This is a genomic window from Vibrio sp. QJM3NY_21 (genome assembly GCF_057785975.1).
This window is the reverse complement of record NZ_CM173513.1, coordinates 2935288-2961593: the sequence shown is the minus strand read 5'-3', so window position 1 is coordinate 2961593 and position 26306 is coordinate 2935288. Positions and strand designations below refer to the sequence as shown.

The following is a 26306-nucleotide window of genomic DNA, read 5'->3' as shown; positions in this document are numbered from 1 at the left end:
CTTTTTACGTGTTTAGTAGAATCCAACTAACAAAAAGGATAGATCGCCATGTCTGACATGAAGCATGACGTTGATGCTCTGGAAACTCAAGATTGGTTAGAAGCTCTTGAGTCAGTAGTACGTGAAGAAGGTGTAGAACGTGCACAGTTTTTACTAGAACAAGTTCTAGATAAAGCGCGTTTAGATGGTGTTGATATGGCTACAGGCATCAACACGAACTACATCAACACAATTCCAGCAGCACAAGAGCCAGCTTACCCTGGTGACGTAACTCTTGAGCGTCGTATTCGTTCGATTATTCGCTGGAACGCAATCATGATCGTATTGCGTGCTTCTAAGAAAGACCTAGACCTTGGTGGTCATATGGCTTCTTACCAGTCAGCTGCAGCGTTCTATGAAGTATGTTTCAACCACTTCTTCCGTGCTCCAAACGAGACGGACGGTGGCGATCTAGTTTATTACCAAGGTCACATCTCTCCAGGTATCTACTCTCGTGCATTCGTTGAAGGTCGTCTAACTGAAGAACAGCTAGATAACTTCCGTCAAGAAGTTGATGGTAAAGGTATCCCTTCTTACCCGCACCCGAAACTGATGCCTGAGTTCTGGCAGTTCCCTACTGTATCTATGGGTCTTGGTCCTATCTCTGCGATCTACCAAGCGCGCTTCCTTAAGTACCTTGACGGCCGTGGCCTGAAAGAAACTTCAGCGCAACGCGTATACGCGTTCCTAGGTGACGGTGAGATGGATGAGCCAGAATCACGTGGTGCTATCTCTTTCGCTGCGCGTGAGAAGCTAGACAACCTATGTTTCCTAATCAACTGTAACCTACAGCGTCTAGACGGCCCTGTAATGGGTAACGGTAGCATCATTCAAGAACTTGAAGGCCTATTCAAGGGCGCAGGTTGGAACGTTGTTAAAGTTATCTGGGGTAGCAATTGGGATTCACTACTGGCTAAAGACACGACTGGTAAGCTTCTTCAACTAATGAACGAAACTATCGATGGTGACTACCAGACATTCAAATCTAAAGATGGCGCATACGTACGTGAGCACTTCTTTGGTAAGTACCCAGAAACAGCTGCACTAGTTGCAGACATGACTGATGACGAAATCTTCGCTCTTAAGCGTGGTGGTCACGATTCTTCTAAACTGTTTGCTGCTTTCAACAATGCGAAAGAGACAAACGGTAAGCCAACTGTAATCCTAGCTAAGACTGTTAAAGGTTACGGTATGGGTGATGCAGCTGAAGGTAAGAACATTGCACACGGTGTTAAGAAAATGGACATGACTCATGTTCAACACCTACGTGATCGCCTAGGCCTAGAAGACATTCTTTCTGATGAGAAAATCACAGAGCTTCCTTACCTGAAACTAGAAGAAGGTACGCCTGAGTACGAATACATGCACGCTCGTCGTAACGCTCTACACGGTTACACGCCTGCTCGTCTTCCTAAGTTTACTCAAGAGTTCAAGGTTCCTGAGCTAGACGCATTCGCACCTCTACTAGGTGAACAGAAGCGTGATATCTCTACAACTATGGCTTATGTACGTACGCTAAACATCCTTCTTAAAGATAAGAACATTGGTAAGAACATCGTTCCTATCATCTGTGATGAAGCTCGTACATTCGGTATGGAAGGTCTATTCCGTCAGGTTGGTATCTACAACCCACACGGTCAAGAATACACACCTGAAGATAAAGGCATCGTTTCTTACTACAAAGAAGCAACGTCTGGTCAAGTTCTTCAAGAAGGTATCAACGAACTAGGTTCTATGGCTTCATGGGTTGCAGCTGCAACTTCATACAGCACAAACGATCTACCGATGATCCCGTTCTACATCTACTACTCAATGTTCGGTTTCCAACGTATTGGCGACATGGCTTGGTTAGCAGGCGACCAACAAGCTCGTGGCTTCCTACTAGGTGCTACTGCCGGTCGTACAACACTGAATGGTGAAGGTCTACAGCACGAAGATGGTCACTCGCACATTCAAGCGAACACGATCCCTAACTGTATCTCTTACGACCCAACGTTTGCTTACGAGCTAGCGGTTATCATGCAAGACGGTATCCGTCGCATGTACGGTGAGAACCAAGAGAACGTTTACTACTACCTAACAGTAATGAACGAGAACTACGCAATGCCAGCAATGCCAGAAGGCGCTGAAGAAGGCATTCGTAAGGGTATCTACAAGCTTGAATCTCACGCTGGTGCTAAGGGCAAAGTTCAACTAATGAGCTCTGGTACTATCATGAACGAAGCGCGTAAAGCGGCTGAAATTCTAAGCGAAGAGTACGGCGTAGCATCTGACGTATTCTCTGTAACGTCGTTCAACGAACTAACTCGTGACGGCCAAGCGGTAGAGCGTGACAACATGCTTCACCCAGAAGCTGAAGATAAAGTACCGTACATCACGACTGTTCTTGGTAAAGAACCTGCAATCGCAGTGACTGACTACATGAAGAACTACGCTGAGCAAGTACGTGCGTACATGCCAACTGAGTCTTACAAAGTACTTGGTACAGATGGTTTCGGCCGTTCTGACAGCCGTGCAAACCTACGTCGTCACTTCGAAGTTAACGCTGGCTACATCGTAGTTGCAGCTCTAACTGAACTGGCTAAACGTGGTGATATCGAGAAGTCTGTAGTTGCACAAGCAATTGCTAAGTTCGATATCGACACTGAAAAAACTAACCCGCAATACGCATAAGACTGGCATTAAGGTAGGTAAATACAATGACAATCGAAATTAATGTACCAGACATCGGTGCTGACGAGGTTGAAGTAACTGAGATTCTTGTAAACGTTGGCGACAAGGTTGAAGAAGAGCAGTCACTGATCACTGTTGAAGGCGACAAAGCTTCAATGGAAGTTCCTGCGTCTCAAGCGGGTATCGTTAAAGAAATCAAGATTTCAGAAGGTGATTCTGTTTCTACTGGTTCTCTTATCATGATCTTCGAAGCAGAAGGTGCTGCAGCAGCACCGGCTGCTCCAGCAGTTGAAGCGGCGGCACCAGTTGCAGCTGCTCCTGCAGCAGCTGAGCTTAAAGAAGTTCACGTTCCTGATATCGGCGGTGATGAAGTTGAAGTAACTGAAATCATGGTAGCTATCGGTGACGCAGTAGAAGAAGAGCAATCTCTTCTTACTGTTGAAGGTGACAAGGCTTCAATGGAAGTACCTGCACCATTCGCTGGTATCGTTAAAGAAATCAAGATCGCTTCTGGTGATTCAGTATCTACTGGTTCTCTAGTAATGGTATTTGAAGTGGCAGGTTCTGGCGCACCAGTTGCAGCAGCTCCTGCTCCAGCGGCGGCACCAGTTGCAGCTGCTCCAGCAGCATCTGCTGAGAAAGAAGTGAACGTTCCTGATATCGGTGGCGACGAAGTAGAAGTTACTGAAATCATGGTAGCGGTTGGCGATACAGTAGAAGAAGAGCAATCTCTAATTACTGTTGAAGGCGACAAAGCTTCAATGGAAGTGCCTGCACCATTCGCTGGTACAGTAAAAGAGATCAAGATTGCAGCTGGTGACAAAGTGTCAACAGGCTCTTCAATCATGACTTTCGTTGTTGAAGGCGCAGCTCCAGTAGCAGTAGCGGCTTCAGCTCCAGCACAAGCAGCAGCTCCGGCAGCAGCATCTGCACCTAAAGCAGAAGCAGTAGCTCCAGCAGCTGGCGACTTCCAAGAGAACGGTGACTACGCGCACGCATCTCCAGTTGTTCGTCGTCTTGCTCGCGAATTTGGCGTTAACCTTTCTAAGGTTAAAGGTACTGGTCGTAAGAGCCGTATCCTTAAAGAAGACGTTCAGTCTTACGTTAAAGATGCACTTAAGCGTCTCGAGTCTGGTGCTGCGGCATCTGGCAAAGGCGGCGACGGTTCTGCTCTTGGTCTACTACCATGGCCAAAAGTTGACTTCAGCAAGTTCGGCGAAACTGAAGTTCAGAAGCTTTCTAAGATTAAGAAGATCTCTGGCGCTAACCTGCACCGTAACTGGGTAATGATCCCGCACGTTACACAGTGGGACAACGCAGACATCACTGAGCTAGAAGCATTCCGTAAAGAACAGAACGCAATCGAAGCGAAGAAAGACACTGGCATGAAGATCACTCCACTTGTGTTCATCATGAAAGCTGTTGCTAAAGCGCTAGAAGCATTCCCTGCATTCAACTCGTCTCTTTCTGACGATGGCGAAAGCATCATTCTTAAGAAGTACGTAAACGTGGGTATCGCAGTTGATACACCAAACGGCCTAGTTGTTCCTGTTTTCAAAGACGTGAACAAGAAAGGTATTTACGAGCTATCTGAAGAACTAATGGTTGTTTCTAAGAAAGCACGTTCTGGTAAGCTAACAGCGGCAGACATGCAAGGCGGTTGTTTCACAATCTCTAGCCTTGGTGGTATTGGCGGTACTGCATTTACTCCAATCGTAAATGCTCCAGAAGTAGGTATCCTAGGTGTATCTAAGTCTGAGATTAAGCCAGTTTGGAATGGTAAAGAGTTCCAACCACGTCTACAGCTTCCACTGTCTCTATCATACGATCACCGCGTGATCGATGGTGCTGAAGGTGCACGCTTCATTACTTTCCTAAACAGCGCACTATCTGACATTCGTCGTCTAGTACTGTAATTGAGAAAGTAATTATTAAGGTGACTTTCGGGTCACCTTAATTCTTTATATAAAGACTATTTTTAGAGAACAGTTTCCGGCATTTCTCATAAACTGCGGGGGAATTGTTGTCTAGCTCACAGGCTAACTTAAAGCTACTTTCACACTGTTAACATCTCTGTAAAATGTTTCCTGTTTGAAAGCCCAATAATTTTAAGAACATCTACTCAGCCTGTTAGGGATAATGACTACAAGAGGTCACAATGAGCAAAGAAATTAAAGCCCAAGTTGTTGTACTTGGTTCAGGTCCTGCTGGCTACTCAGCGGCATTCCGTTGTGCGGATTTAGGTCTAGAAACAGTACTAGTTGAACGTTACAGCACTCTTGGTGGTGTATGTCTAAACGTTGGTTGTATTCCATCAAAAGCACTTCTTCACGTATCTAAAGTAATTGAAGAAGCAAAAGCGATGGCAGAGCACGGCGTTGTATTCGGCGAGCCACAAACGGACATCAACAAAGTTCGTATCTGGAAAGACAAAGTAGTTGATCAACTGACTGGCGGTCTTGGCGGTATGGCTAAGATGCGTAATGTTACTGTTGTTAACGGTTTCGGTAAGTTTACTGGTCCTAACAGCATCGAAGTTGTTGGCGAAGAAACGACAACAATTAACTTTGATAATGCAATCATTGCAGCGGGTTCTCGCCCAATCAAACTTCCGTTCATCCCACATGAAGACCCACGTATTTGGGATTCTACGGATGCACTAGAACTAAACGAAGTACCAGAAAAACTGCTTATCATGGGCGGCGGTATCATCGGTCTTGAGATGGGTACGGTTTATCACTCTCTAGGTTCTAAAGTTGAAGTTGTTGAGATGTTCGATCAAGTTATCCCTGCTGCGGATAAAGACATCGTTAAAGTCTTCACTAAACGCATCAAGAACAAGTTCAAGCTAATGCTTGAAACTAAAGTGACGGCTGTTGAAGCGAAAGAAGATGGTATCTACGTTTCAATGGAAGGCAAAAAAGCACCAGCTGAAGCTGAGCGCTACGATGCTGTTCTTGTTGCTATCGGTCGTGTTCCAAACGGTGCACTTATCGACGCTGAAAAAGCGGGTATCGAAGTTGATGAGCGTGGTTTCATCAATGTTGATAAGCAAATGCGTACTAACGTTCCTCACATCCACGCGATCGGTGACGTTGTTGGTCAACCAATGCTTGCTCACAAAGGTGTGCATGAAGGTCACGTAGCTGCTGAAGTTATCTCTGGTAAGAAGCACTACTTCGATCCTAAAGTAATCCCATCAATTGCGTACACTGAGCCAGAAGTTGCTTGGGTAGGTAAGACTGAGAAAGAAGCGAAAGCGGAAGGCCTGAACTACGAAGTTGCTACTTTCCCTTGGGCTGCTTCTGGTCGTGCAATCGCTTCAGACTGTGCTGACGGTATGACTAAGATGATCTTCGATAAAGATACTCATCGCGTAATCGGTGGTGCTGTTGTTGGTACTAACGGTGGTGAACTTCTTGGCGAAATCGGCCTAGCAATCGAAATGGGTTGTGATGCAGAAGATATCGCTCTTACTATCCACGCTCACCCAACTCTACACGAGTCTGTTGGTCTAGCTGCGGAAGTATTCGAAGGTTCAATCACTGACCTTCCAAACAAAAAAGCAGTTAAAAAGAAGAAGTAATTCTTTCTTAGCGACTCGCTAATGTTTTTGAAAGCCGCTGATTCGTCAGCGGCTTTTTTATGTCTGAAGTAAGGAATAGGAACGTTTCACTCCGAGATGCGAGTACGCTGCGCTCGGGATGCGAAGAGCGATCACATACGGCAAAAAAAGGGTTGACCGATTAGGCCAACCCTTAAATTATTTACTCGAATCTACTTATAAATGCACAGCATGTTCAAGTAGCTATCCGTCAAGGTCGAAAGTTCTTCTTGAGTATCTACACGTTTCGCTTGAATGAACAGTGAGTAGCAAATGCCGTGGAATAGGTTCGCAAGATGTTTAGGGTCGTGATCGTCGCAAACTTCGCCGCGTTCAATCGCTTTACTAAACATGTTTTGTACTAACATCTGGTTAGTGCGGTTAGTGGTTACAAACAGAGGCCACACTTCATCACGAGTCGAAGCGCTCCATTCAAACCATACGTTCAACCAATGGCTATCGTGAGCCACTAACGTCACCATTTCAGTCGCAATATTATGTAGGTTTTGTTTTGCGTGAATATCTAGATCGATATTGTCTGAAAGGAAGTTAGAGAATTGGCGTACAACATGATTAAGCACTTCATCAACCAGATCTTCACGGGTAGGGAAGTAATTAAATACCGTTGCTACAGACACCTGAGCGATGTCTGCAATATCAGCGTGTCCACCACGACCAATACCGCGGCGAGAGAATACCTCAAGAGCGATTTCCATCAATTGAAGTTTTCTTTTTAAAGGTGAAAGCCTAGTTCTAGGTCTCTTAGATATTGAGTCCATTTTATTTTCCTTGCCAACGAAATTTTTATATTAATGATTTTATTATTATTTAAGCCAAGATGAGTGTAATGGTGCATATGCGAATGGTCAATCCTTTGAGCTTGTTTTATAGGCAGTTACATCAAACTAGATCCATAAAGCGTGATCAGGATTGATGTGAAAGGAAGCGAGTATTGGATAGGGCATCAGCGCACATTTAATTGAGAATCTCACAGTAAATTAGAACCATAAGGTGGTGTGGGTATTTGAGCAGTGCTAGACTTACCCACAAAATTGAGCGACACAACTGACGAAACTGTCAACATTCGTCGCAATCACCAAATAAAATGAGAGCAGTATGAAGCATACAGTTGAAGTCATGATCTCTGAGCAAGAAGTTCAGGATCGAGTGAACGTATTAGGCAAGCAGATCACGGAGCACTACAAAGGCAGTGAAGATCTCGTTTTAGTTGGCTTATTACGTGGATCTTTTGTCTTTATGGCGGATCTTGCTCGTGCTATCGATTTAACTCACCAAGTTGATTTCATGACCGCGTCTAGCTACGGCAACGGCATGGAAAGCTCACGTGACGTTCGTATTTTGAAAGACCTTGATGATGATATCCAAGGTAAAGATGTTCTGCTTGTAGAAGACATTATCGATACAGGTAACACACTGACTAAAGTGAAAGAGATTTTGAGCCTACGTGGCCCTAAATCTATCGAAATCTGTACGTTATTAGACAAGCCTTCTCGCCGCGAAGTGATTGTCGATACAAAGTGGATTGGTTTTGAGATTCCTGATGAGTTCGTTGTTGGTGTTGGTATCGACTACGCACAAAAATATCGTCACCTACCGTACATCGGTAAAGTAGTACCTCAAGAGTAATCACTGCTCTATGAAGAAAAACAAAAAAGGCTCGCACAATACGAGCCTTTCTTATATCTATTTTTTCTTATATCAACGGGTTATACGTTAAAGGTTAACCAAGAGTGGGAGACGATAGGATTTTTTCAAGCGCTTCTAAGTGGCTATTTTCTAACGTGTCATTACTTGAACAACGAACGCCAAGGTCTTGTAGTTTGCCGTTACCAATACCATAAACTACGCCGTGGATTTCAATATCTTGTCCACGTTCCCATGCGGTTTGCATGATGGTTGAGTTACCAAGGTTGTAGACTTGCTCTGCAACGTTAATTTCGCACAACTTGTCACCCCATTGTTCACGAGGTAGAGATTCAATTTGCTTACGGTACTTAAGGTAGTTATCGCGAATGTGGAGTAGCCAGTTGTTGATAAGGCCAAGTTTAGGGTTATCAATCGCTGCATTAACACCACCACAACCATAGTGACCGCATACAATGATGTGTTTAACTTTGAGTACGTCAACGGCGTATTGCACAACGGATAAGCAGTTGAGATCGGTATGAACCACTTGGTTTGCTACATTTCGATGAACAAACAGTTCGCCAGAATACAAACCAGTGAGACGCTCGGCCGGTACTCGGCTATCAGAGCAGCCAATCCATAGAAAGCCAGGGCTTTGCCCTTCTTCAAGCGTTGTAAAATACTCAGGTCTTTGAGATCGAATTTCTTCAGACCATTTAGAGTTGTTTTCAAAAAGCTGTTTAATCTCTGGCATTTTGCGTCTTACATCCCTTCATTAAGAATTGTAACTATACACAATGTTACAAATTCAATCCCGTAAAAACTGCGTCAACACGTACTCATCTGACGTGTTCTAGTCGTTAAGATCATTAACTTAGCACAGAAACTACCATCTGGTTATAAGTCATGAATAATGTGATTGAATTAACACTTTCTGTCTGATTAACTCATTTGTTAAAGTGATAAGGTTTGTCATTTTCATCATCAGGAAGGTGTGTTTTGTTTGGAAGTCGTTTTGCGGATATCAGTCTCAAAGGAGACATGTTTGGCGGTGTCACCACAGCCATCATCTCATTGCCTTTAGCGTTGGCATTTGGTGTTGCGTCTGGTGCGGGCGCGGAAGCTGGCCTTTGGGGCGCCATCATGGTCGGTCTATTTGCGGCGTTGTTTGGCGGTTCGAGCAGTCTGATATCAGAACCTACCGGACCAATGACGGTGATCATGACGGCTGTGATGACGAGCATGGTGGCTAAGTACCCTGAAACCGGAATGGCAATGACCTTTACCGTGGTCATGATGGCGGGTGCTTTTCAGATATTACTTGGCACCTTAAAGCTCGGAAAATACGTTACTTTGATGCCATATAGCGTGATTTCTGGGTTTATGTCGGGTATCGGCGTTATTCTGATTATCTTGCAGCTATCACCATTGTTAGGACATGCGGCTCCATCTGGCGGGGTGATGGGCACGCTTTCCGCATTGCCTGATACGTTAGCCCATCTGAAAATAAGCGAACTGTTTTTAGGGGCATTAACACTCGGTATTTTGTTTGGTTTTCCGGCTAAATATCGTAAGTATGTGCCCGCTCAACTGGTTGCTTTGGTTGCTGTCACCCTTTTATCCGTCATTATTTTTGATACCGACTCTATCCGCCGTATCGGTGAGATCCCCGCGGGTTTGCCCTCTCTCGTTATTCCGACAATCAGTTCTGAACAATTTACGACCATGGTTATCGACGCCTTGGTGCTGGGTACGTTGGGTTGCATTGATACGCTTCTGACTGCGGTTATCGGAGATTCACTGACTCGTAAAGAACATGATTCAGATAAAGAACTTCGTGGCCAAGGCATCGCGAATATGATCTCTGGTCTGTTTGGTGCGCTACCTGGTGCGGGCGCAACCATGGGTACCGTAACCAATATTCAGGTGGGTGCTCGTTCTCCACTTTCTGGTGTTATTCGAGCCTTAGTTTTGGCATTGGTGGTATTGGTTGCTGGTGGCTTAACCGAACCGATCCCTATGGCGGTATTGGCTGGCATTGCGATGTATGTTGGTTTCAATATTCTTGACTGGAGCTTTATCCAGCGAGCACACAAAGTGAGTTATGCCGGCATGGGTGTAATGTACGGCGTGATGCTGTTGACTGTATTCGTGGACTTGATTATTGCTGTTGGTCTTGGTGTCTTTATATCGAACATCCTGATTATTGAAAGATTGAGCCGAGAGCAAGCCAGACAAGTTAAGGCGATCAGTGATGGTGATGATGAAGATGATATCCCATTGACCGATAGCGAACGTCAGCTACTGGATAGTGCCAATGGTAAAGTGCTGTTCTTTTACCTTTCTGGGCCGATGATCTTCAGTGTTTCAAAGGCGATTTCACGTCAGCACTCTAGTATCTCTGATTACGAAGCGATGATTCTAGATCTAACAGATGTGCCGATGATTGATGTGACGGTTGGGCTTGCACTAGAAAATGCGATTAAAGATGCGTTGGATGCGCAGTGTGAAGTGTACTTGTTGTGTCCGAATGAGAATACTCGTCAGCAGCTAGAGAAATTCCACGTGCTTGATCTTGTGCCGGAATCTAACACTTACCGATTCAGGTATGAAGCTCTGACAGCTGCAACAAGCTATGTTGATAGAGGTGAACATCAATTTGAGTCAGTCTAATTTTCAGTAATAATCTGACATGAATCAGTTATAGATGCCAAATCTAGTATTGGTGATTAATGCCGTTAAGTTATTAACTTAACGGCATTTTTATGTTTACTGAACACTGAACTGGTCTTTACGTAGCTAATATTCTTGTTCGCTTTCGAAAGAAACCCTCACTCGGTATTTGTATTAATCGTTAATCAACGATAGACTTGTTTGCAAAATGGCCGAGTAAACAAGTTTGGGTTAGTTTTCTGCTAGCTCGTTTTAAGCATTACTCTCTTCCTCAAGCTCGGTCATCAACATCTTATCTATAGCAAATGGCAGTCTATCTCTATGTATGCATTAGAAATTGAGCAATTAAGAAAAACTTATGCAGGGGGCTTTGAGGCTCTTAAAGGCGTTAGTTTACAAGTAGAAAAAGGCGATTTTTACGCTCTGCTTGGTCCAAATGGCGCAGGTAAATCAACCACCATTGGTGTTATCTCTTCACTGGTTAACAAAACTTCAGGCAAGGTTAAAGTGTTCGGCTACGACATTGATACCGATCTGGAGTTGGCGAAACAGAACTTAGGTCTAGTGCCGCAAGAGTTTAACTTTAACCCGTTCGAAACCGTTGAGCAGATCGTGCTGCAACAAGCGGGTTATTACGGTGTGCCAAAAGCACTGGCGAAAGAGCGAGCGAAAAAATACTTATCTCAGCTCGATTTGTGGGAAAAGCGTAGCGAACGTGCACGTAACTTGTCTGGTGGTATGAAGCGTCGTTTGATGATCGCACGTGCACTGATGCATGAGCCTCATTTGTTGATTCTTGATGAGCCAACGGCGGGCGTTGATATTGAATTGCGCCGTTCAATGTGGGGGTTCCTGAAAGAGATCAATGAGAAGCAGGGTATTACCATTATCTTGACTACACACTACCTAGAAGAAGCGGAAATGTTGTGTCGTAACATTGGTATTATCAACCGTGGTGAGCTGATCGAGAATACAACAATGAAGTCGCTGCTGGGTAAGTTGAGTGCAGAGACCTTTATTCTTGATCTTGAAGAGGGCGTGACTGAACCTAAACTTGAAGGTGTGAATAGCCAAGTGATGGTTAATGGTTCGCTAGAAATCGAAATCGACAAGAACCTAGGTTTGAATACCATTTTTGCTCAATTGAGTGAACAGCAGGTGAAAGTCCTCTCTATGCGTAACAAAGCAAACCGTTTAGAAGAGCTATTTGTGAGTATTGTCCGTGAGGGGAGTAAATAATATGTACAGCCTATATTGGACCGCTTTCTGTAGCTTGTTGACCAAAGAGATCAATCGCTTTACTCGTATCTGGGTGCAAACGCTTGTCCCGCCAGCGATTACCATGACGCTGTATTTCATCATATTTGGCAACTTGATTGGTGCGCGTATTGGTGAAATGAACGGCTTTAGCTACATGGAATACATTGTTCCCGGCCTGATCATGATGTCGGTGATCACTAACTCATATTCCAACGTTGCTTCGTCGTTTTTTAGTGCCAAATTCCAGAAGAACATTGAAGAGTTGCTTGTCGCGCCAGTTCCTAACTACGTGATTATTGCCGGTTTCGTAATGGGCGGTGTGGTGCGTGGCTTGTTAGTGGGTACCATAGTCACATTCGTATCGCTTTTCTTTGTCGACCTGCAAGTTGACCATTGGGGCGTGATTATTGCGACAGTATTTCTAACGTCGGTTGTGTTTGCTCTGGGTGGTTTAATCAACGCTGTATTTGCACGCACGTTTGACGATATCTCTATTATCCCGACCTTTATCTTGACACCGCTGACGTACCTTGGTGGTGTGTTTTACTCGATTAGTCTATTACCTGAATTTTGGCAAGGTGTGTCGAAACTGAACCCAATTGTGTACATGGTTAACGCGTTCAGATATGGCTTCTTGGGAGTGTCTGATGTGGGTATTGTAACGTCGTTTGGTGTATTGGGTGTGTTTATCGTAGCGCTGTATGGCGTTGCACACTACCTAGTGACTAAGGGGATTGGCTTACGTAGCTAACCTTTGGTTAATCTAAGCAACAGGTAAAGAAAAAGGTCGATATAACATCGACCTTTTTTATGTTTTTCGTTTGGTGTTCTTGTTTTGCGTTAAAAGCAGAAGCCGACTATTCAGCCGTTTCTTCTTTTAATTCTTCTTTTGTTTCCGTAACCAAATCTAGAACTTGGTTATCGATAAGACGCGTCTTACCTAGGAAAGCTGACATCAGAATCACAGCTTGAGTCGTTTCTGATGTGATCGCTTGCAGCGTTTTCGCATCACAGATAAAGATCTCATCTGGTTGTAAGTCAGCTGCGCGTAGCTGGTCTGTCGCATCTTCAATAACAGATGCGTAGTCATCACGACCGCCACGAATTGCGCTGCTGACCCAACGCATAGTACGCGCTAGAACAGGAGCTCGTTGACGCTCGTCAATCGTTAGGTTGCTATTGCGAGAGCTCATTGCCAAGCCATCCATTTCACGAACAGTCGCTACGCCGACAACTTCAATGTCTAACGCTAAATCTGTTGTCATCTGGCGAATAACAGCAAGTTGCTGAAAGTCTTTCTCACCGAAGCATGCAAAGTTTGGCTGAACGATATTAAACAGTTTAGTGACAATCGTTGATACGCCGCGGAAGTGACCTGGACGAGACGCGCCTTCAAGCATGTGAGATATGCCTGGAACTTCAACAAACGTCTGTTTATCTAATCCATCTGGGTACATGACTTCTGGTGTCGGTGTAAACACGAGCTCAACACCTTCGGCTGTTAACTTACTTAAATCAGCTTCTAACGTACGAGGGTAGTTGTTCAAGTCATCGGTACGATCAAACTGCATCGGGTTAACAAAGATGCTTACCACAACAATGTCCGCCAGTTCACGAGCTTTCTTGACCAGAGTCAGGTGACCTTCATGCAGGTTTCCCATTGTCGGGACAAAAGCAACCGTACGTCCATCACGCTTAAACTGTTTAATCTGCTCACGAAGAGCCGCTATTTCAGCAAAAGTTTGCATAGTTACTCCTAAGCGATTGTATGAGCATCATCAGGGAAACGAGCGCTCTCTACTTCTTCTTTGTATAGAGCGACGGCTTTACGCATATCACCTGTTTCAGCTAGGAAATTCTTAGAGAATTTCGGCATGTAGTTCGCAGAAATACCGAACATGTCATGCATAACCAGGATCTGACCATCGGTAACATTACCTGCGCCGATACCGATAACGGGTACGTCACAAGCTTCTGTAATTCGTTTTGCCAATGAAGCGGGTACACATTCAAGGAGAACGATTTGAGCACCTGCGTTTTGTAGTGCTAGAGCGTCAGCAACCATTTTGTCGGCTTGCTCGTCGTCACGACCTTGTACTTTGTAACCACCAAAAATGTTCACAGACTGAGGCGTTAAGCCTAAATGTGCACATACTGGTACTGCACGTTCTGTTAGCATCTTCACAGTATCAACCAACCAGCTTCCGCCTTCGATTTTTACCATGTTCGCACCAGCACGCATCAATGTTGCTGCGCTCTCACAGGCTTGCTCTGGCGTTGCGTAGCTCATGAAAGGCATGTCAGCCATAAGAAGACAGTTTGGGCTACCTGCACGCACTGAGCGAGTATGGTAAGCAATGTCTTCAACGGTTACTGGTAATGTGTCGTTATGGCCTTGTAGAACCATACCCAGTGAGTCACCGACAAGCAGAACTGGCATTTCTTGGCTTTCGAATAACTGAGCAAAGCTCGCATCATAAGCTGTCGACGTCGCGAATTTACGGCCTTCACTTTTGCATTTGATCAGGTCGTTAATGGTTACTTTTTTCATTGGTTTTCCTTAATGCGCTTGGCTATTGTTGCCAAACATTGAGCCCGTTCTTATCAACTATTTTGAGTAGTTCTGTCAGCTCAGTCCCATCAGGGAGTTGTAAACTTGGTGCGATTTCAGCAAGCGGGTAAAGTACAAACTCTCGTTCTTTCATTCCGTAATGAGGAACGATTAAGCGCTCTGAATCGATCACCTCATTGCCGTATAACACAATGTCGAGATCCAAGGTTCTTGGCCCCCAACGCTCGTCTTTACGGACACGCCCTTGCTCTAGCTCGATCTTTTGAGTGCAATCAAGTAGTTCAATTGGCGTTAATTCGGTTTGGATTGCTACTACCGCGTTGATGTAGTCAGGTTGGTTTTGCGGCCCCATTGGAGTGCTACTATATAGCTGAGAGGTCGCAACAAACGTTGATCGCGGTAGGCTTTTTAGCGTTTCGATAGCCAAGTTTGCTTGGCTAACTGGGTCGGCAAGGTTGCTGCCGACCGCAATATAAGCCGTTATCATTCGGACTGCTTACTCTTTTTATTTCGGTAAGTCTTACGGCGACGATGGCCAGATTTTGATGGTGCTGCAACGTCGTTAGCCATCGCTTGACGCATGTTGCGGCCTGCGGTCTGATAACGCTCCCACCATTTTGCTAGTTCTTTGGTTTCGCCACCCTCAATCTCGCCACGCATTTCTAGGAAGTCGTAACCAGCACGGAACTTATTCAGTTCCATAAGACGAACGGCACGTTTACCGTTACGACGAGGCAGTCGCAATTGCAGTTGCCAAACTTCACGAACGGTCGCCGTGTGACGACGAGGAATAGCAATAGACTTAACTTGCTGGTCAAGAATGATGTTGCTCGCTTCCATGATCGCATCGTAATGCGCCATACCCTGTTCAGCGACAAGCTTGTCTGCGAGCTTGTTCATTGGGTACCAAAGAATCGCTGCAAACATAAATGCAGGGTTTACTCGCTTGCCATCTTCTATGCGAAGGTCGGTTGAGTCGAGTACTAAGTCAAGCATCTGCTCTGTATGAGAGTCGTAACCTTCAGTGAAGTGCTCTGCAATTGCAGGGAACATCTGTTGGAACAGGTTGTATTCACGCATTAGGTGATAGGTTTCTAAACCGTGACCTGATTGAAGTAATTTCAGAGACTCTTCGTAAAGGCGCGCTGCTGGGATATCTTTTAGCAGGTGTGCCAGCTCTTCGATAGGGTCTGCTGTGTCTTCTTCAATATCGAAATCCAGTTTAGCGGCGAAACGCATTGCGCGAAGCATACGTACCGGGTCTTCACGGTAGCGAGTTTCTGGATCGCCAATTAAGCGGATCAGCTTGTCTTCTAAATCTTCCACACCACCCGCGTAATCGTGAATGCTGTAGTCTGCAATGTTGTAGTACATCGCATTAATAGTGAAGTCACGACGCTCTGCATCTTCATCAACATTGCCGTACACGTTATCGCGTAGCAACATGCCTTCATCAGATTGCGCAGAAACGTTTTTCGATGGCTCTTGGTGGTGGCCACGGAAAGTTGCCACTTCAATGATGTCACGACCAAACATGATATGTGCTAAGCGGAAACGGCGACCGATAAGGCGACAGTTTCTGAAGAGGTTTTTGATTTGTTCTGGTGTTGCGTTGGTCGCAATATCAAAATCTTTTGGCTGTGAGCCTAATAAGATATCGCGAACACCACCACCGACTAGAAATGCGTCAAAACCCGCACCATTCAGGCGATATAGCACTTTTAGTGCGTTGTCGCTGATCTGCTTGCGTGAAATATTGTGCTCTTGACGAGTATATATATTCAGAGCTAATTCGTGGAATCCGCGTTGTTCGCTTGGGGTATTGTCGTTTGTATTCATTAGTTTAGAACAAAGTAGGTATCGCCAACTTTGTTTTTCTCTTAGTCCAAAGTGGTAGTGCAGAGTTTAATTGCGGCTAATGATAGCTTAGCGCGAGCCATTTGAGAACATCGTCTGCTTAACCACTGCAGTTGGTTATGGCATTTTTATGTGTCGTTTTTGCTATTTACCGTTAGTTTTGAGCTAATCGCTGTGCTCTTTTTGTAAACTATCAGGTAACTGGCTGACGTTCCATTGCTGAGTTCCCCATAACAAAATCTCATCCATTGAAGCCTCACAGAGGGCATGCGGGATACCAAAACCTAAGAATCGCATAGCGTCGAGCAGCGTTGGTTTTGGGTTGTCGAGATCGATCGCGGTGGCATGGTTCTGTTTTGACAGTTTATTCCCCAAGCCATCGGTTGCCAATGGTAAGTGCAAGTAACTCACGGTTTTTTGCTTGAGTGTCTTATACAAACTGATTTGTCGACCTGTAGGCTCTATCAGGTCAGCGCCTCTTACGACTTCTGTTACCCCTTGCTCGATGTCATCAAGGACAACCGCCAAGTTATAGGCAAACAATCCATCTCTGCGTTTGATAATAAAATCTTCTTCAGCCAATGCTTTAGGGATTTGAATCGTGCCGTGACGAACATCGTCAAAAGACTCGACTGGAAAGTCCATGCACAAGCGCACGGCTTGTTCGCCTGAATCAATCAAACCTGCGTTTCGGCAGTGACCATTATAAAACCCACCCAGAGACTTTATCTGCTTGCGTGTGCATTGGCAGTAGTAGGCTTGATTGTCAGCGACCCATTGATCGATTTGAGCTTGATACAAGCCATGACGTTGGCTTTGATAAACGACTTCGTCATCCCAAAATAGGTGGTAAGCCTCAAGCGTCTTAAGAATGAGGTCTGCAGCGCCGGCCATTTCTCTTGGTGGATCGAGGTCTTCCATGCGAACTAACCATTGTCCTTGGTTCGATTTCGCTTGAAAGTAGCTACCAAGAGCAGCAACCAGTGATCCAAAATGAAGAGGACCTGACGGTGATGGTGCAAAGCGCCCGATATAATTCATAAGTGAAAAACCTAATCTTGATGGTACCGCAGTAGCCGATTCTTAAGACGTTTATCTATTGCTTTGGTTCGTTTAGTCATCGTATTAATACGTAAAAACAAGCTAAAGCTGTTGATTTGCTATCAAAATCTTGAAATATCCAGCTTGGATAACAAACAAAAAAGGGAGCCAAAGCTCCCTTTCTTTACATCCGCAAGAATTAACCTTGCATCTGTTTCTCTTTGATCTCTGCAAGTGTTTTACAGTCAATACAAAGGTCAGCAGTTGGACGAGCTTCAAGACGACGAATGCCAATCTCGACACCGCAAGAGTCACAGAAGCCGAAATCGTCTTCTTCGATCTTGTCTAGTGTCTTCTCAATTTTCTTGATAAGACGGCGCTCACGGTCACGGTTACGTAACTCTAGGCTGAATTCTTCTTCTTGAGAAGCACGGTCAACTGGGTCTGGGAAATTTGCTGCTTCGTCCTGCATGTGGTGCACAGTACGATCAACTTCTTCCCTGAGCTGGTTGCGCCAAGCTGCTAAAATTTTTGTAAAATGTTCCGTTTGCTCAGGTGACATGTATTCTTCACCTGGTTTTGCTTGGTACGGTTCAACACCTGCGATGGCTAGGATGCCTAGCGCTTTTTTCTTAGATTCTGGCATACAGCATCTCCTATTTACACCTAGTCAACTGCAAAGCAGCTAATTTTAAGGCGGGTATCTATAGCAGAAAGAACGAATGGTGGCAAATACTCTTGCTCAAACTTGCAATCAATGTGAATAGTTCAGCATTTTTGCTTAGCTATTGATAAATTCAACAGCTTGTTTTAGTTGTATTTGAGTACTGCTGAGCTCTGCTTTATAGCAAAGCACTTCAACACCAGCGTCTTGTGCTTGTTTTAGTAATAACGAATATTTGGCGTCTATATGGTGTGCCGCAGACACTTTTTCAATACCTGAATGCAAAACAGTGAATAAAAGTACGGCTCTATTTCCAGATTCGACCATTTCTGTGAGTTCACGCAGATGTTTCTGGCCTCTGGTGGTGACCGCGTCAGGGAAAAAGCCTTGCCCTTTGGTTGACGCTTGTTGTTTAGTTGATATTTGTTGCTTAGTGGACGTTTGTTGTTCATCGAGCAAAGTGACGCTTTTTACTTCGATATAGCAAGGTGGCTTTTCGTTATCTTCAAGCAGAATATCAATTCGACTATTCTCACTGCCATATTTCACTTCGGTTCGTAACGCGTTATAGCCTAAGAGTTCAACTATAGTATTATTTTCAATTGCTTCCACTGCCAACTGGTTTGCTCGCGCAGTATTTACACAAATACGGTGACCTTTGTCTGTTTCTGAGATCTCCCAGCTGTTTGGGTATTTTCTTTTTGCATTATCGGATGTTGAGTACCACACCGTATTGCCAGGGGTCGCACATCCCGTCATTGCTCCAGTGTTAGCGCAATGAATAGTACGTTCGCTGCCGTCTGGAAGTTGGATGTCAGTGAGAAAACGTTTATAGCGTTTAATAAGAGTCGCTGGCTCTAATGGAGGATTGAAGTGCATATTACTTATTTAGACAGGTAGGTTTTTATGTACAATGTTGCCAACATTACACCACAAGGTTCTCCCATTGCCACAACTGCCCATAGAAGCTGTGATGCCAGATCTGCTCGCTGGCATAGAAACACACACTCAACTTATTCTAAAGGCTGCTCCCGGTGCGGGTAAGTCAACATTCTTCCCATTACAGTTAGTTAAGACCAACGCAGTTCAAGGCAAAATCATTATGCTTGAGCCGAGGCGTTTGGCGGCAAGGAATATCGCAACTTACTTAGCCAGCCAATTGGGAGAAAAAGTGGGAGAGAGCATAGGTTTTAGAGTTCGTGGTGAATCTAAAACCAGCAGTGCGACTCGCTTGGAAATCGTAACCGAAGGGATTATGACGAGAATGATCCAGACCGACCCTGAATTGACTGGGGTTGATATGGTGATCTTTGATGAGTTTCATGAGCGCAGTATCCATGCAGATACCGCGCTGGCCTTTAGCTTAGAGATCCAAGAAGCACTGCGTGATGATCTAAAAGTGATTGTAATGTCGGCGACGTTAGATCAACAAGCTTTGCAATCTTTGTTGCCTGATGCCAAGTATGTTGAATCACAAGGGCGAACTTTCCCGGTCGACTTCCGTTATCAGCCATTAGGCTCGAATGAATATTTAGCCCCTAAGATGGCCAGCGTGATTCGTTCTCTGATGGAGAAACAGTCAGGCTCACTTTTGGCTTTCTTGCCGGGTGTCTCGGCGATTAAGCAAGTCGAATCTCAACTGGAACAACTCGCCAGCGATATCGATGTGTGTCCTCTGTATGGACAACTCAGTTTTCCTCAACAGCAGAAAGCGATCGCGCCATCAGAGAAAGGGCGTCGAAAGGTGGTGTTAGCGACCAATATTGCTGAGACTTCTTTGACCATTGAAGGTATTCGACTGGTGGTCGATTCCGGGCTTGAGCGTGTGGCGAAGTTCGATCTGAAAACCGGTATTACTAAGCTTGAGCAAGTGAAAATCTCGCAGTCTTCTGCTGAACAAAGAGCAGGTCGTGCTGGGCGAATTGAAGAGGGCCTGTGTGTTCGTTTGTACAGCGAAACACAGTTGATGCAGCAACCTGCTGTGCCAGAACCTGAGATTCTTCATTCTGATTTGTCTTCGTTGGTGTCTGAATTGACACAATGGGGAGCCGCAAGTGCTGATGAATTGCAATGGTTAGACACTCCACCGAAAGCTTCAACAGAACAAGCCAAGCAACTCTTACAAAACCTGGAACTGTTAGACGGTAATGGTCAATTTACGGCACTAGGAAAACAGGCTCAACGCTTAGGACTTGAACCTCGTATCGCCAGTATGCTAATTAAAGCGCAGCAAAGTAGCCAAGAACTACTGAACATCTCGATTGTTGCTGCTGCTTTACTTGAAGAGCCTGAGCGCAATGTGACGGATATTCAGCATTCATTGCATCGCCTTAAGCAAAGAAAACACTCGAAAAACAGTGTTGTAATGCAACGCGCAAAAAGCCTCGCAAGTAAACTCAATCATCACTTAGATTTGTCACAACTTGACGAATCATTGCTACCATTAGTGCTTTGTTTTGCCTTCCCAGACCGAATTGCACAAGTGAGAAGCGCAACCAGCAGTGCTTTCCTTCTTGCTAATGGCCACGGGGCAGAGGTTCGTGACGATGATCCATTGGCGAACAATGACTATATCGTAGTGATTGATTTGATGCGTAGCACAGGGCGAGCCAGCCAGATTTTCTTAGCCACTGCCGTTGATATTTCGCAGCTAGAAGCTGAATTCCCAAAACTGTTTGTGCGTTCAGATTACGCCGATTGGGATGAGAAACGTGGCCGCTTAGTGGCAGAGCAGCGAGTGTCTTTGGGTAAGTTGATTATCAGCACCAAAGCTTTACCAGAGCCTGATGTGAATCAGGCGAGCAAAGCGCTACTCAATTATATCGCTCGATGCGGACTGGATCGCTTACATTGGACCCCTTCGGCTAAACAGTTTGTTGAGCGTGTACGCTGTGCAGAGCTTTGGATGCCTGAGCATGATTGGCCTGCGATGGATGACGCGAGTTTGATTGAACATCTTGATGAGTGGTTATCACCATATCTGAATGGCATTAAGTCTGCCAAAGGGCTGTCGAATGTATCGATTGAACAAGCACTGTCGGCATACCTTGGTTGGCCGTTGAATCAAGAAATTGATCAATGGCTGCCTTCTGACTATCTGATGCCGACGGGCAGTAAAAAAGCAATTCGCTACCAGTATCAGTCTGAGCCAATGATCTCAGTACGAATGCAGGAAGTCTTTGGTGAACGAGACTCGCCATTAATTGCGCAAGGGCGTAAAAAAGTGGTGCTTGAGCTACTTTCTCCAGCACAACGACCACTACAAATTACTCAAGATTTAGCTGGCTTTTGGGCTGGCGCCTACAAAGAAGTACAAAAAGAAATGAAAGGCCGTTACCCAAAACATCCTTGGCCAGATGACCCTGCTAATCATGTAGCAACCACTAAAACTAAACGACAGTTGAATCGATGATGACCAAAATGTTAACGCCAAAAAAAGCACCACCTAAAAAAGCGCCAGCAAAGAAGTCACCAGCGACCAAAGCCAAGCCTAGAAAGCCAAGAGCAGCAGCGAAAAAGACTAAACCTAAAGCTAAGTCGTCAGGTAAGAGAGGTTGGTTGAAGATCCTGTGGGGCATTTCTTGGAAAGTGGGCCTAGCGCTCGCCGCATTGCTGTTGTTCGTCGGTATTTATCTTGATTCTGTGGTCAAGCAACGTTTTGAAGGTCAGCTGTTTGATTTGCCAACCGTGGTTTATGCGCGAGTGCTGGACCTGTCTCCGGGAACTCAGGTGAGTTTGGTGCAGGTTAAGAATGAGCTGGATGTACTCAATTATCGTAAGGTGAACGCTCCTCGTCACCCTGGCGAATACTCTTCTTCCTCAACCAAGATTGAAATGATTCGTCGCCCGTTCGAGTTTGTCGATGGACCGGAAGCGGATCGTCATGTGATGCTGCATTTCAACGGTAACGAGTTAACTCGTATTCAGTCGCTAGAGAAGAAAGGCGACATGGGGTATCTGCGTGTTGAACCAAAAATGCTTGGCATGCTTGAAAAAAGTAGCGATGAGCAGCGTCTGTTCTTAAAACGTAATCAGTTCCCAGAGGTGATGGTTGATGCATTGCTGGCAACCGAAGACCGAAATTTCTATCAGCACGATGGGGTATCGCCACTGGCAATCGCTCGTGCGATGGTGGTCAATGTAAAAGCAGGGCGAACCGTACAAGGTGGTAGTACGTTGACGCAACAGTTGGCAAAAAACCTGTTCTTATCTAGCGAGCGCACATTATGGCGTAAGGTTCGCGAAGCCTATATTGCACTTATTTTGGATCATCGTTACAGCAAAGACCGCATCTTAGAAGCCTACTTAAACGAGGTTTATCTTGGGCAAAATGGTGGGCAAGCGATTCATGGCTTTGGATTAGCATCTCGCTTGTATTTCGGGCAACCGATTCAAGAACTCCGAATCGACCAACTAGCACTGCTGGTCGGTATGGTCAAAGGACCTTCGTATTACAACCCGGTTCGTTACCCTGAGCGAGCTAAGACTCGACGAGATTTGGTTCTACGTTTGCTGATGCAACAAGACATATTGACGCCGAAACAGTACGAAGAAGCCGCAAGCCGAGACTTGGATATTCAAGATAACCCACGCATTGCGAGCCGTCAGCCCGCTTACTTCCAGCAAGTCAATATTGAGCTTAAGAGATATGTCGGTGATCGATTTGAAGCACAGAAAGGCATTCGAGTATTTACCTCTCTGGATCCTGTTTCTCAAGACAAGCTAGAGACATCGATTGCTCGTAAGGTGCCTGATTTATCTAAAACTGCAGGTAACAAGCTAGAGGCTGCTGCTATTGCAGTGGATAGAAATACTGGTGAAATTCGTGCGATGGTCGGTGGTAAACGCACTGGCTACGATGGTTTCAATCGAGCCTTGAATGCGAGTCGTCCTATTGGTTCTTTGGTTAAACCAGCAATCTACTTAACCGCATTAGAGCAACCCCAGAAGTACACATTGGCGACAACCTTGATGGATACTCCACTAAGCTTGAAAGGCAGTAAAGGCAGCGTATGGAGCCCAAGAAACTTCGATCGCAAGTTTCGCGGAGAGGTGCCTTTGTATGTGGCGCTTTCTAAGTCTTATAACGTACCAACGGTTCGCTTGGGCATGCAGTTAGGTATTGATAGCGTGTCGGATACGATTGGAAAACTGGGTGTCGATAAAAACGAAATTCGCCCAGTGCCATCGATGTTTTTGGGTTCATTCTCATTGACCCCATTTCAGGTAGCGCAGATGTACCAAACGATTACCAACTCTGGCCGTATAGCACCTTTGTCTGCGCTTCGTTCAGTGGTTGATAACGATGGTGAGGTTTTATATCAGTCGATCCCTCGTGTATCACAAAGCGTTGACCAGCAAGCAGCTTGGTTGACAACTTATGCCATGAAACGTGGTGTGTCGGAAGGTACTGGACGTTTCCTACAAGGTCAGTTTGCATGGGCAGGATTAGCCGGTAAAACGGGTACCAGTAATGACAGCCGAGACAGTTGGTTCGTGGGTGTTGATGGTCGTGAAGTCACTACCATCTGGCTAGGACGCGATGATAATAAGCCGACTAAACTTACGGGCTCTAGTGGTGCGTTACGTGTCTATGCCGATTACTTGAAACATCGAACTCCAGAGCAGTTATTGTTGCCTTGGCCGAATGGCATTACGACGGCAAGTTTTACTCGGACTTCTGAAGGGGCTTTAGAGTTTGACTGTGACGGTAAGGTTAAACTGCCGGTTTGGGATGAGAATGGAAACATTAAAAAGGGTTGTGAAAGTCAACCAAAACAGTGGCTAAAAAAGCTTTTTCAATGGTAAAGTCGTAAAAGAAAAGAATAACAAGGATAGTTTAAAGAATGATTTCTCGTTGGATTGTGAGCGGCTTAGGCATTGTCGGTACTGTGATCAGTTTTCAGCTGTTTGCATCTACTGTGACACCGGTGGAGCAAGCTCATAAAAGACCAACCGTTGCTGTCGTGCTTGCTGGTGGAGGGGCCAAAGGAGCGGCTCACATTGGGGTGCTTAAAGCCTTAGAAGAGATGCAAATTCCGGTTGATTACATTACCGGTACCAGTATGGGCGCTTACGTTGGTGGTCTTTATGCGACAGGGATGAGCGCAGATGAGATCGAGAGCTTTATTTATACGGTGGATTGGAATCGTGGCTATCGCGATCGCGTTAACCGTAGTGATCGCCGTGTGCGTGACAAAGAGTATGAAGACCGTTATCAACTGAATACCGACCTCGGTTTAGGTTGGGGTGAAATCAAAGCCAGAAAAGGTGTGGTTCAAGGCCAGAATATGTTGCGTATTCTGCGTGAGACCACAGGTAACTTATCTCCACTCGATTCTTTCGACAACCTCGCTATTCCATATCGCTCTGTTGCAACCGACATTATCGATCTTGAAGAAGTGGTCATCGACCATGGTCATCTTGTTGATGCGATGATGGCGAGTATGTCGGTACCCGGTGCTCTTCCTCCTTATGAGGTTGATGGACGAATGCTGGTTGATGGTGGTGTCACCAATAACATGCCAGTGGATGTTGCTCGAGCAATGGGAGCCGACATCGTTATTGCCGTTGATATCAGTACTAACTACAAAAGCAAAGAAGACTTTACTAACTTTTTAGCAGCAGCAGACCAACTCTCTAATTACCTTGTTCAACGCAGTACTCAAGAGCAAGCCGCTACGTTAACAGACGATGATTTTTTCCTACGTCCTGATGTTGGGCAAATGGAGACCACAGAGTTCGATAAAATGCCGACGGCTTATCATGCTGGATACGAAGCAACAAGGCAGTATACGGATCAGCTCTCTAAGTTGTCGCTCTCGAATGCGGACTACCAACACTATATTGATGATAAACAGAAAGCTCGAAAGCAGCTCAAGCATGGTGACAAAACGGTAGTGGATAAGGTCGTTATCAATAATAACACCCACTATTCAGATAAGCTGATTGCCAATCGTTTGAACCTCGATTCTGGAAAAGTCCTTAAAACCAGTGAAATTGAATCTCAGGTTAAAGACCTGTATGCGCTCGATCGTTTTGAACTAGTCACCTATGAATTTGACAATGTAGACGGTGAAGATCAACTGCAGGTCGATGTAAATGAAAAATCGTGGGGTCCTAATTACCTCAACTTTCGATTTTATCTTGAAGATGACTTTGCAACCGAGAGCCAATATTCAATCGGCATGTCGGCTAACTTTACCGATATTAACTCGCATGGCGCAGAGTTAAGAACGAATGTAGAAATGGGCACTGATAAGCTCATCGAGGCTGAGTTATATTCTCCTTTTTTCTCAAGCCAGAAGTTATTTACATCGGCATCACTTGTTTATAGCAATCAGAAGAGAAACTTACCCGCCAATATTGACGATATCGAAGAGCCCACTCTTGACGTAACTAAAGACTACTTACCAATGACTTATCAAGAGTATATTGGTGAACTGGCATTAGGTTACCAGCCAACATTGTGGCAAGAATTTAAAGTGGGGGCTCGATACACCGATGGTGATGTTGAGGTATCCTCGTTACCGTCTTTAGGTAGCGGTGGATATACACGTATTGGTGGGTTTATGAGTTATCGATTGGATACTTTAGATAACTTCAGTTTGCCAACCAAAGGGTATTTCGTTGATCTGGAGTATCTCGTTTCCCATGATGATTTCGATAATGACTCTTCTCTTGCTGATTCTGAATTTAACTCTGAAAGCGATACGGTTTATGAGATTTCAGCTAATGTCATGGCTGCGCAGAGTATTGAAAAGCATACTTTAGTCGCAAAGTTCGATTTTGGTATGGTAGAGAGTAAAAATTCCGTATTCCCTATTGATCCAAAGGAGCTTGGAGGCTTCTTAAATTTATCGGGAATACCAAGAAATAGTCTTATTGGGCAAAACTTGGCATATGGCAGTTTAATTTATCGCTATAAATGGTTTGAAAATGATTTTGGCTTGTTTAAGTCACCGTTCTACGTGGGTGCGTCCATTGAGCATGGTGGTGTATGGTCGAATAATGATTTGAACATTGACGAAGCGCCAATGTTCACCGCTGGTTCGGTCTTTGCCGGAGTCGACTCCCCATTAGGGCCGATTATTTTGGCTTATGGTAGAACCGAAGATAATTACGACTCGGTCTACTTAATTATTGGAACGTCTTACAAATAAACATGCGTGGGATAGCTCTTTTTCCGACTAAATAGGCAAAAATCGTAGGACTTTCGTCTTAACTTGCTATGTTGGTCAAAATGATAAGATTTTAATTTAACGTTAAATTTGCTA

At 45.0% G+C, this 26306-nt stretch carries 19 protein-coding genes; 10 read left to right on the top strand and 9 right to left on the bottom strand.

The genetic code is table 11. The annotated features are described in order from the left end of the window. The first annotated feature begins 48 nt into the window (after positions 1–48). The 3 genes from aceE to lpdA all read left to right on the top strand — a co-directional run bounded on the left by aceE (position 49) and on the right by lpdA (position 6298). The gene (gene aceE, locus AC3CID_RS12990) at positions 49–2712 is read left to right on the top strand and encodes a pyruvate dehydrogenase (acetyl-transferring), homodimeric type (protein WP_171315082.1); all 2664 of its coding nucleotides are present in this window, start codon (positions 49–51) and stop codon (positions 2710–2712) included. A gap of 26 nt (positions 2713–2738) precedes the next feature. Next, the gene (gene aceF / locus AC3CID_RS12985; protein ID WP_488525023.1) at positions 2739–4628 is read left to right on the top strand and encodes a pyruvate dehydrogenase complex dihydrolipoyllysine-residue acetyltransferase; all 1890 of its coding nucleotides are present in this window, start codon (positions 2739–2741) and stop codon (positions 4626–4628) included. Between the two features lie 242 nt (positions 4629–4870). Next, on the top strand, positions 4871–6298 hold the full coding sequence (lpdA, locus tag AC3CID_RS12980) for a dihydrolipoyl dehydrogenase (RefSeq protein ID WP_004735450.1): 1428 nt from the start codon (positions 4871–4873) through the stop codon (positions 6296–6298). A gap of 191 nt (positions 6299–6489) precedes the next feature. On the opposite strand, the gene AC3CID_RS12975 is transcribed toward lpdA, so the two are convergent. Continuing rightward, the gene (locus tag AC3CID_RS12975) at positions 6490–7095 is read right to left on the bottom strand and encodes a LuxR/HapR/OpaR family quorum-sensing transcriptional regulator (protein ID WP_054547492.1); all 606 of its coding nucleotides are present in this window, start codon (positions 7093–7095) and stop codon (positions 6490–6492) included. A gap of 337 nt (positions 7096–7432) precedes the next feature. Here AC3CID_RS12975 and hpt point away from each other — a divergent pair, with 337 nt between their 5' ends. Then, positions 7433–7963: a hypoxanthine phosphoribosyltransferase gene (gene hpt, locus AC3CID_RS12970; protein ID WP_004735452.1), complete on the top strand. Its 531-nt coding sequence runs from the start codon at positions 7433–7435 to the stop codon at positions 7961–7963. Between the two features lie 94 nt (positions 7964–8057). On the opposite strand, the gene can is transcribed toward hpt, so the two are convergent. Further along, the gene (can, locus tag AC3CID_RS12965) at positions 8058–8717 is read right to left on the bottom strand and encodes a carbonate dehydratase (RefSeq protein ID WP_004735453.1); all 660 of its coding nucleotides are present in this window, start codon (positions 8715–8717) and stop codon (positions 8058–8060) included. Positions 8718–9004: 287 nt separating this feature from the next. Between can and AC3CID_RS12960 the strand changes: the two genes are divergently transcribed. The 3 genes from AC3CID_RS12960 to AC3CID_RS12950 all read left to right on the top strand — a co-directional run bounded on the left by AC3CID_RS12960 (position 9005) and on the right by AC3CID_RS12950 (position 12647). Continuing rightward, entirely contained in the window at positions 9005–10636 is a 1632-nt protein-coding gene (locus tag AC3CID_RS12960) for a SulP family inorganic anion transporter (protein ID WP_488527296.1), read from the top strand. 321 nt (positions 10637–10957) lie between these two features. Beyond that, the gene (locus AC3CID_RS12955) at positions 10958–11875 is read left to right on the top strand and encodes an ABC transporter ATP-binding protein (RefSeq protein ID WP_054547493.1); all 918 of its coding nucleotides are present in this window, start codon (positions 10958–10960) and stop codon (positions 11873–11875) included. A 1-nt stretch (position 11876) separates the two neighbouring features. Next, entirely contained in the window at positions 11877–12647 is a 771-nt protein-coding gene (locus AC3CID_RS12950) for an ABC transporter permease (protein ID WP_004735456.1), read from the top strand. Between the two features lie 106 nt (positions 12648–12753). Here the strand turns inward: AC3CID_RS12950 and panC are convergent, their stop codons facing one another. The 7 genes from panC to sfsA form a co-directional block, all read right to left on the bottom strand. Continuing rightward, a complete protein-coding gene (gene panC, locus AC3CID_RS12945) occupies positions 12754–13644 on the bottom strand; it encodes a pantoate--beta-alanine ligase (protein ID WP_054547494.1) in 891 nt (296 codons plus the stop codon). Between the two features lie 8 nt (positions 13645–13652). Continuing rightward, a complete protein-coding gene (panB, locus tag AC3CID_RS12940) occupies positions 13653–14447 on the bottom strand; it encodes a 3-methyl-2-oxobutanoate hydroxymethyltransferase (RefSeq protein WP_054547495.1) in 795 nt (264 codons plus the stop codon). A gap of 22 nt (positions 14448–14469) precedes the next feature. Beyond that, positions 14470–14955 (bottom strand): 2-amino-4-hydroxy-6-hydroxymethyldihydropteridine diphosphokinase, encoded by a 486-nt coding sequence (gene folK, locus AC3CID_RS12935; protein ID WP_054547496.1) that lies wholly within the window; start codon positions 14953–14955, stop codon positions 14470–14472. Next, on the bottom strand, positions 14952–16307 hold the full coding sequence (gene pcnB, locus AC3CID_RS12930; protein WP_004735460.1) for a polynucleotide adenylyltransferase PcnB: 1356 nt from the start codon (positions 16305–16307) through the stop codon (positions 14952–14954). Before pcnB ends, folK begins: the two co-directional genes overlap by 4 nt. 183 nt (positions 16308–16490) lie before the next feature. Then, positions 16491–17366: a tRNA glutamyl-Q(34) synthetase GluQRS gene (gene gluQRS / locus AC3CID_RS12925; RefSeq protein ID WP_114633995.1), complete on the bottom strand. Its 876-nt coding sequence runs from the start codon at positions 17364–17366 to the stop codon at positions 16491–16493. A 199-nt stretch (positions 17367–17565) separates the two neighbouring features. Then, positions 17566–18012, bottom strand: coding sequence for an RNA polymerase-binding protein DksA (gene dksA, locus AC3CID_RS12920; protein WP_017073117.1), 447 nt, complete (start codon positions 18010–18012; stop codon positions 17566–17568). Positions 18013–18147: 135 nt separating this feature from the next. After that, positions 18148–18909: a DNA/RNA nuclease SfsA gene (sfsA, locus tag AC3CID_RS12915; RefSeq protein WP_054547498.1), complete on the bottom strand. Its 762-nt coding sequence runs from the start codon at positions 18907–18909 to the stop codon at positions 18148–18150. Between the two features lie 94 nt (positions 18910–19003). Between sfsA and hrpB the strand changes: the two genes are divergently transcribed. The 3 genes from hrpB to AC3CID_RS12900 are packed head-to-tail and all read left to right on the top strand — an operon-like array spanning position 19004 to position 26192. After that, complete coding sequence (gene hrpB / locus AC3CID_RS12910; protein WP_488527295.1) at positions 19004–21442, top strand: ATP-dependent helicase HrpB; 2439 nt, start codon at positions 19004–19006, stop codon at positions 21440–21442. Further along, positions 21439–23838 (top strand): penicillin-binding protein 1B, encoded by a 2400-nt coding sequence (mrcB, locus tag AC3CID_RS12905; protein ID WP_146454935.1) that lies wholly within the window; start codon positions 21439–21441, stop codon positions 23836–23838. The genes hrpB and mrcB overlap by 4 nt, the downstream gene beginning before the upstream one ends. A gap of 38 nt (positions 23839–23876) precedes the next feature. After that, a complete protein-coding gene (locus tag AC3CID_RS12900; RefSeq protein ID WP_488526652.1) occupies positions 23877–26192 on the top strand; it encodes a patatin-like phospholipase family protein in 2316 nt (771 codons plus the stop codon). Positions 26193–26306 lie beyond the last annotated feature (114 nt).

Excerpts from the sequence above, each read along its gene's own strand:
- aceE (WP_171315082.1), top strand. The coding sequence starts at position 49 with ATGTCTGACATGAAGCATGACGTTGATGCTCTGGAAACTCAAGATTGG.
- aceF (WP_488525023.1), top strand. The coding sequence starts at position 2,739 with ATGACAATCGAAATTAATGTACCAGACATCGGTGCTGACGAGGTTGAA.
- lpdA (WP_004735450.1), top strand. The coding sequence starts at position 4,871 with ATGAGCAAAGAAATTAAAGCCCAAGTTGTTGTACTTGGTTCAGGTCCT.
- AC3CID_RS12975 (WP_054547492.1), bottom strand. The coding sequence starts at position 7,095 with ATGGACTCAATATCTAAGAGACCTAGAACTAGGCTTTCACCTTTAAAA.
- hpt (WP_004735452.1), top strand. The coding sequence starts at position 7,433 with ATGAAGCATACAGTTGAAGTCATGATCTCTGAGCAAGAAGTTCAGGAT.
- can (WP_004735453.1), bottom strand. The coding sequence starts at position 8,717 with ATGCCAGAGATTAAACAGCTTTTTGAAAACAACTCTAAATGGTCTGAA.
- AC3CID_RS12960 (WP_488527296.1), top strand. The coding sequence starts at position 9,005 with ATGTTTGGCGGTGTCACCACAGCCATCATCTCATTGCCTTTAGCGTTG.
- AC3CID_RS12955 (WP_054547493.1), top strand. The coding sequence starts at position 10,958 with ATGTATGCATTAGAAATTGAGCAATTAAGAAAAACTTATGCAGGGGGC.
- AC3CID_RS12950 (WP_004735456.1), top strand. The coding sequence starts at position 11,877 with ATGTACAGCCTATATTGGACCGCTTTCTGTAGCTTGTTGACCAAAGAG.
- panC (WP_054547494.1), bottom strand. The coding sequence starts at position 13,644 with ATGCAAACTTTTGCTGAAATAGCGGCTCTTCGTGAGCAGATTAAACAG.
- panB (WP_054547495.1), bottom strand. The coding sequence starts at position 14,447 with ATGAAAAAAGTAACCATTAACGACCTGATCAAATGCAAAAGTGAAGGC.
- folK (WP_054547496.1), bottom strand. The coding sequence starts at position 14,955 with ATGATAACGGCTTATATTGCGGTCGGCAGCAACCTTGCCGACCCAGTT.
- pcnB (WP_004735460.1), bottom strand. The coding sequence starts at position 16,307 with ATGAATACAAACGACAATACCCCAAGCGAACAACGCGGATTCCACGAA.
- gluQRS (WP_114633995.1), bottom strand. The coding sequence starts at position 17,366 with ATGAATTATATCGGGCGCTTTGCACCATCACCGTCAGGTCCTCTTCAT.
- dksA (WP_017073117.1), bottom strand. The coding sequence starts at position 18,012 with ATGCCAGAATCTAAGAAAAAAGCGCTAGGCATCCTAGCCATCGCAGGT.
- sfsA (WP_054547498.1), bottom strand. The coding sequence starts at position 18,909 with ATGCACTTCAATCCTCCATTAGAGCCAGCGACTCTTATTAAACGCTAT.
- hrpB (WP_488527295.1), top strand. The coding sequence starts at position 19,004 with ATGCCAGATCTGCTCGCTGGCATAGAAACACACACTCAACTTATTCTA.
- mrcB (WP_146454935.1), top strand. The coding sequence starts at position 21,439 with ATGATGACCAAAATGTTAACGCCAAAAAAAGCACCACCTAAAAAAGCG.
- AC3CID_RS12900 (WP_488526652.1), top strand. The coding sequence starts at position 23,877 with ATGATTTCTCGTTGGATTGTGAGCGGCTTAGGCATTGTCGGTACTGTG.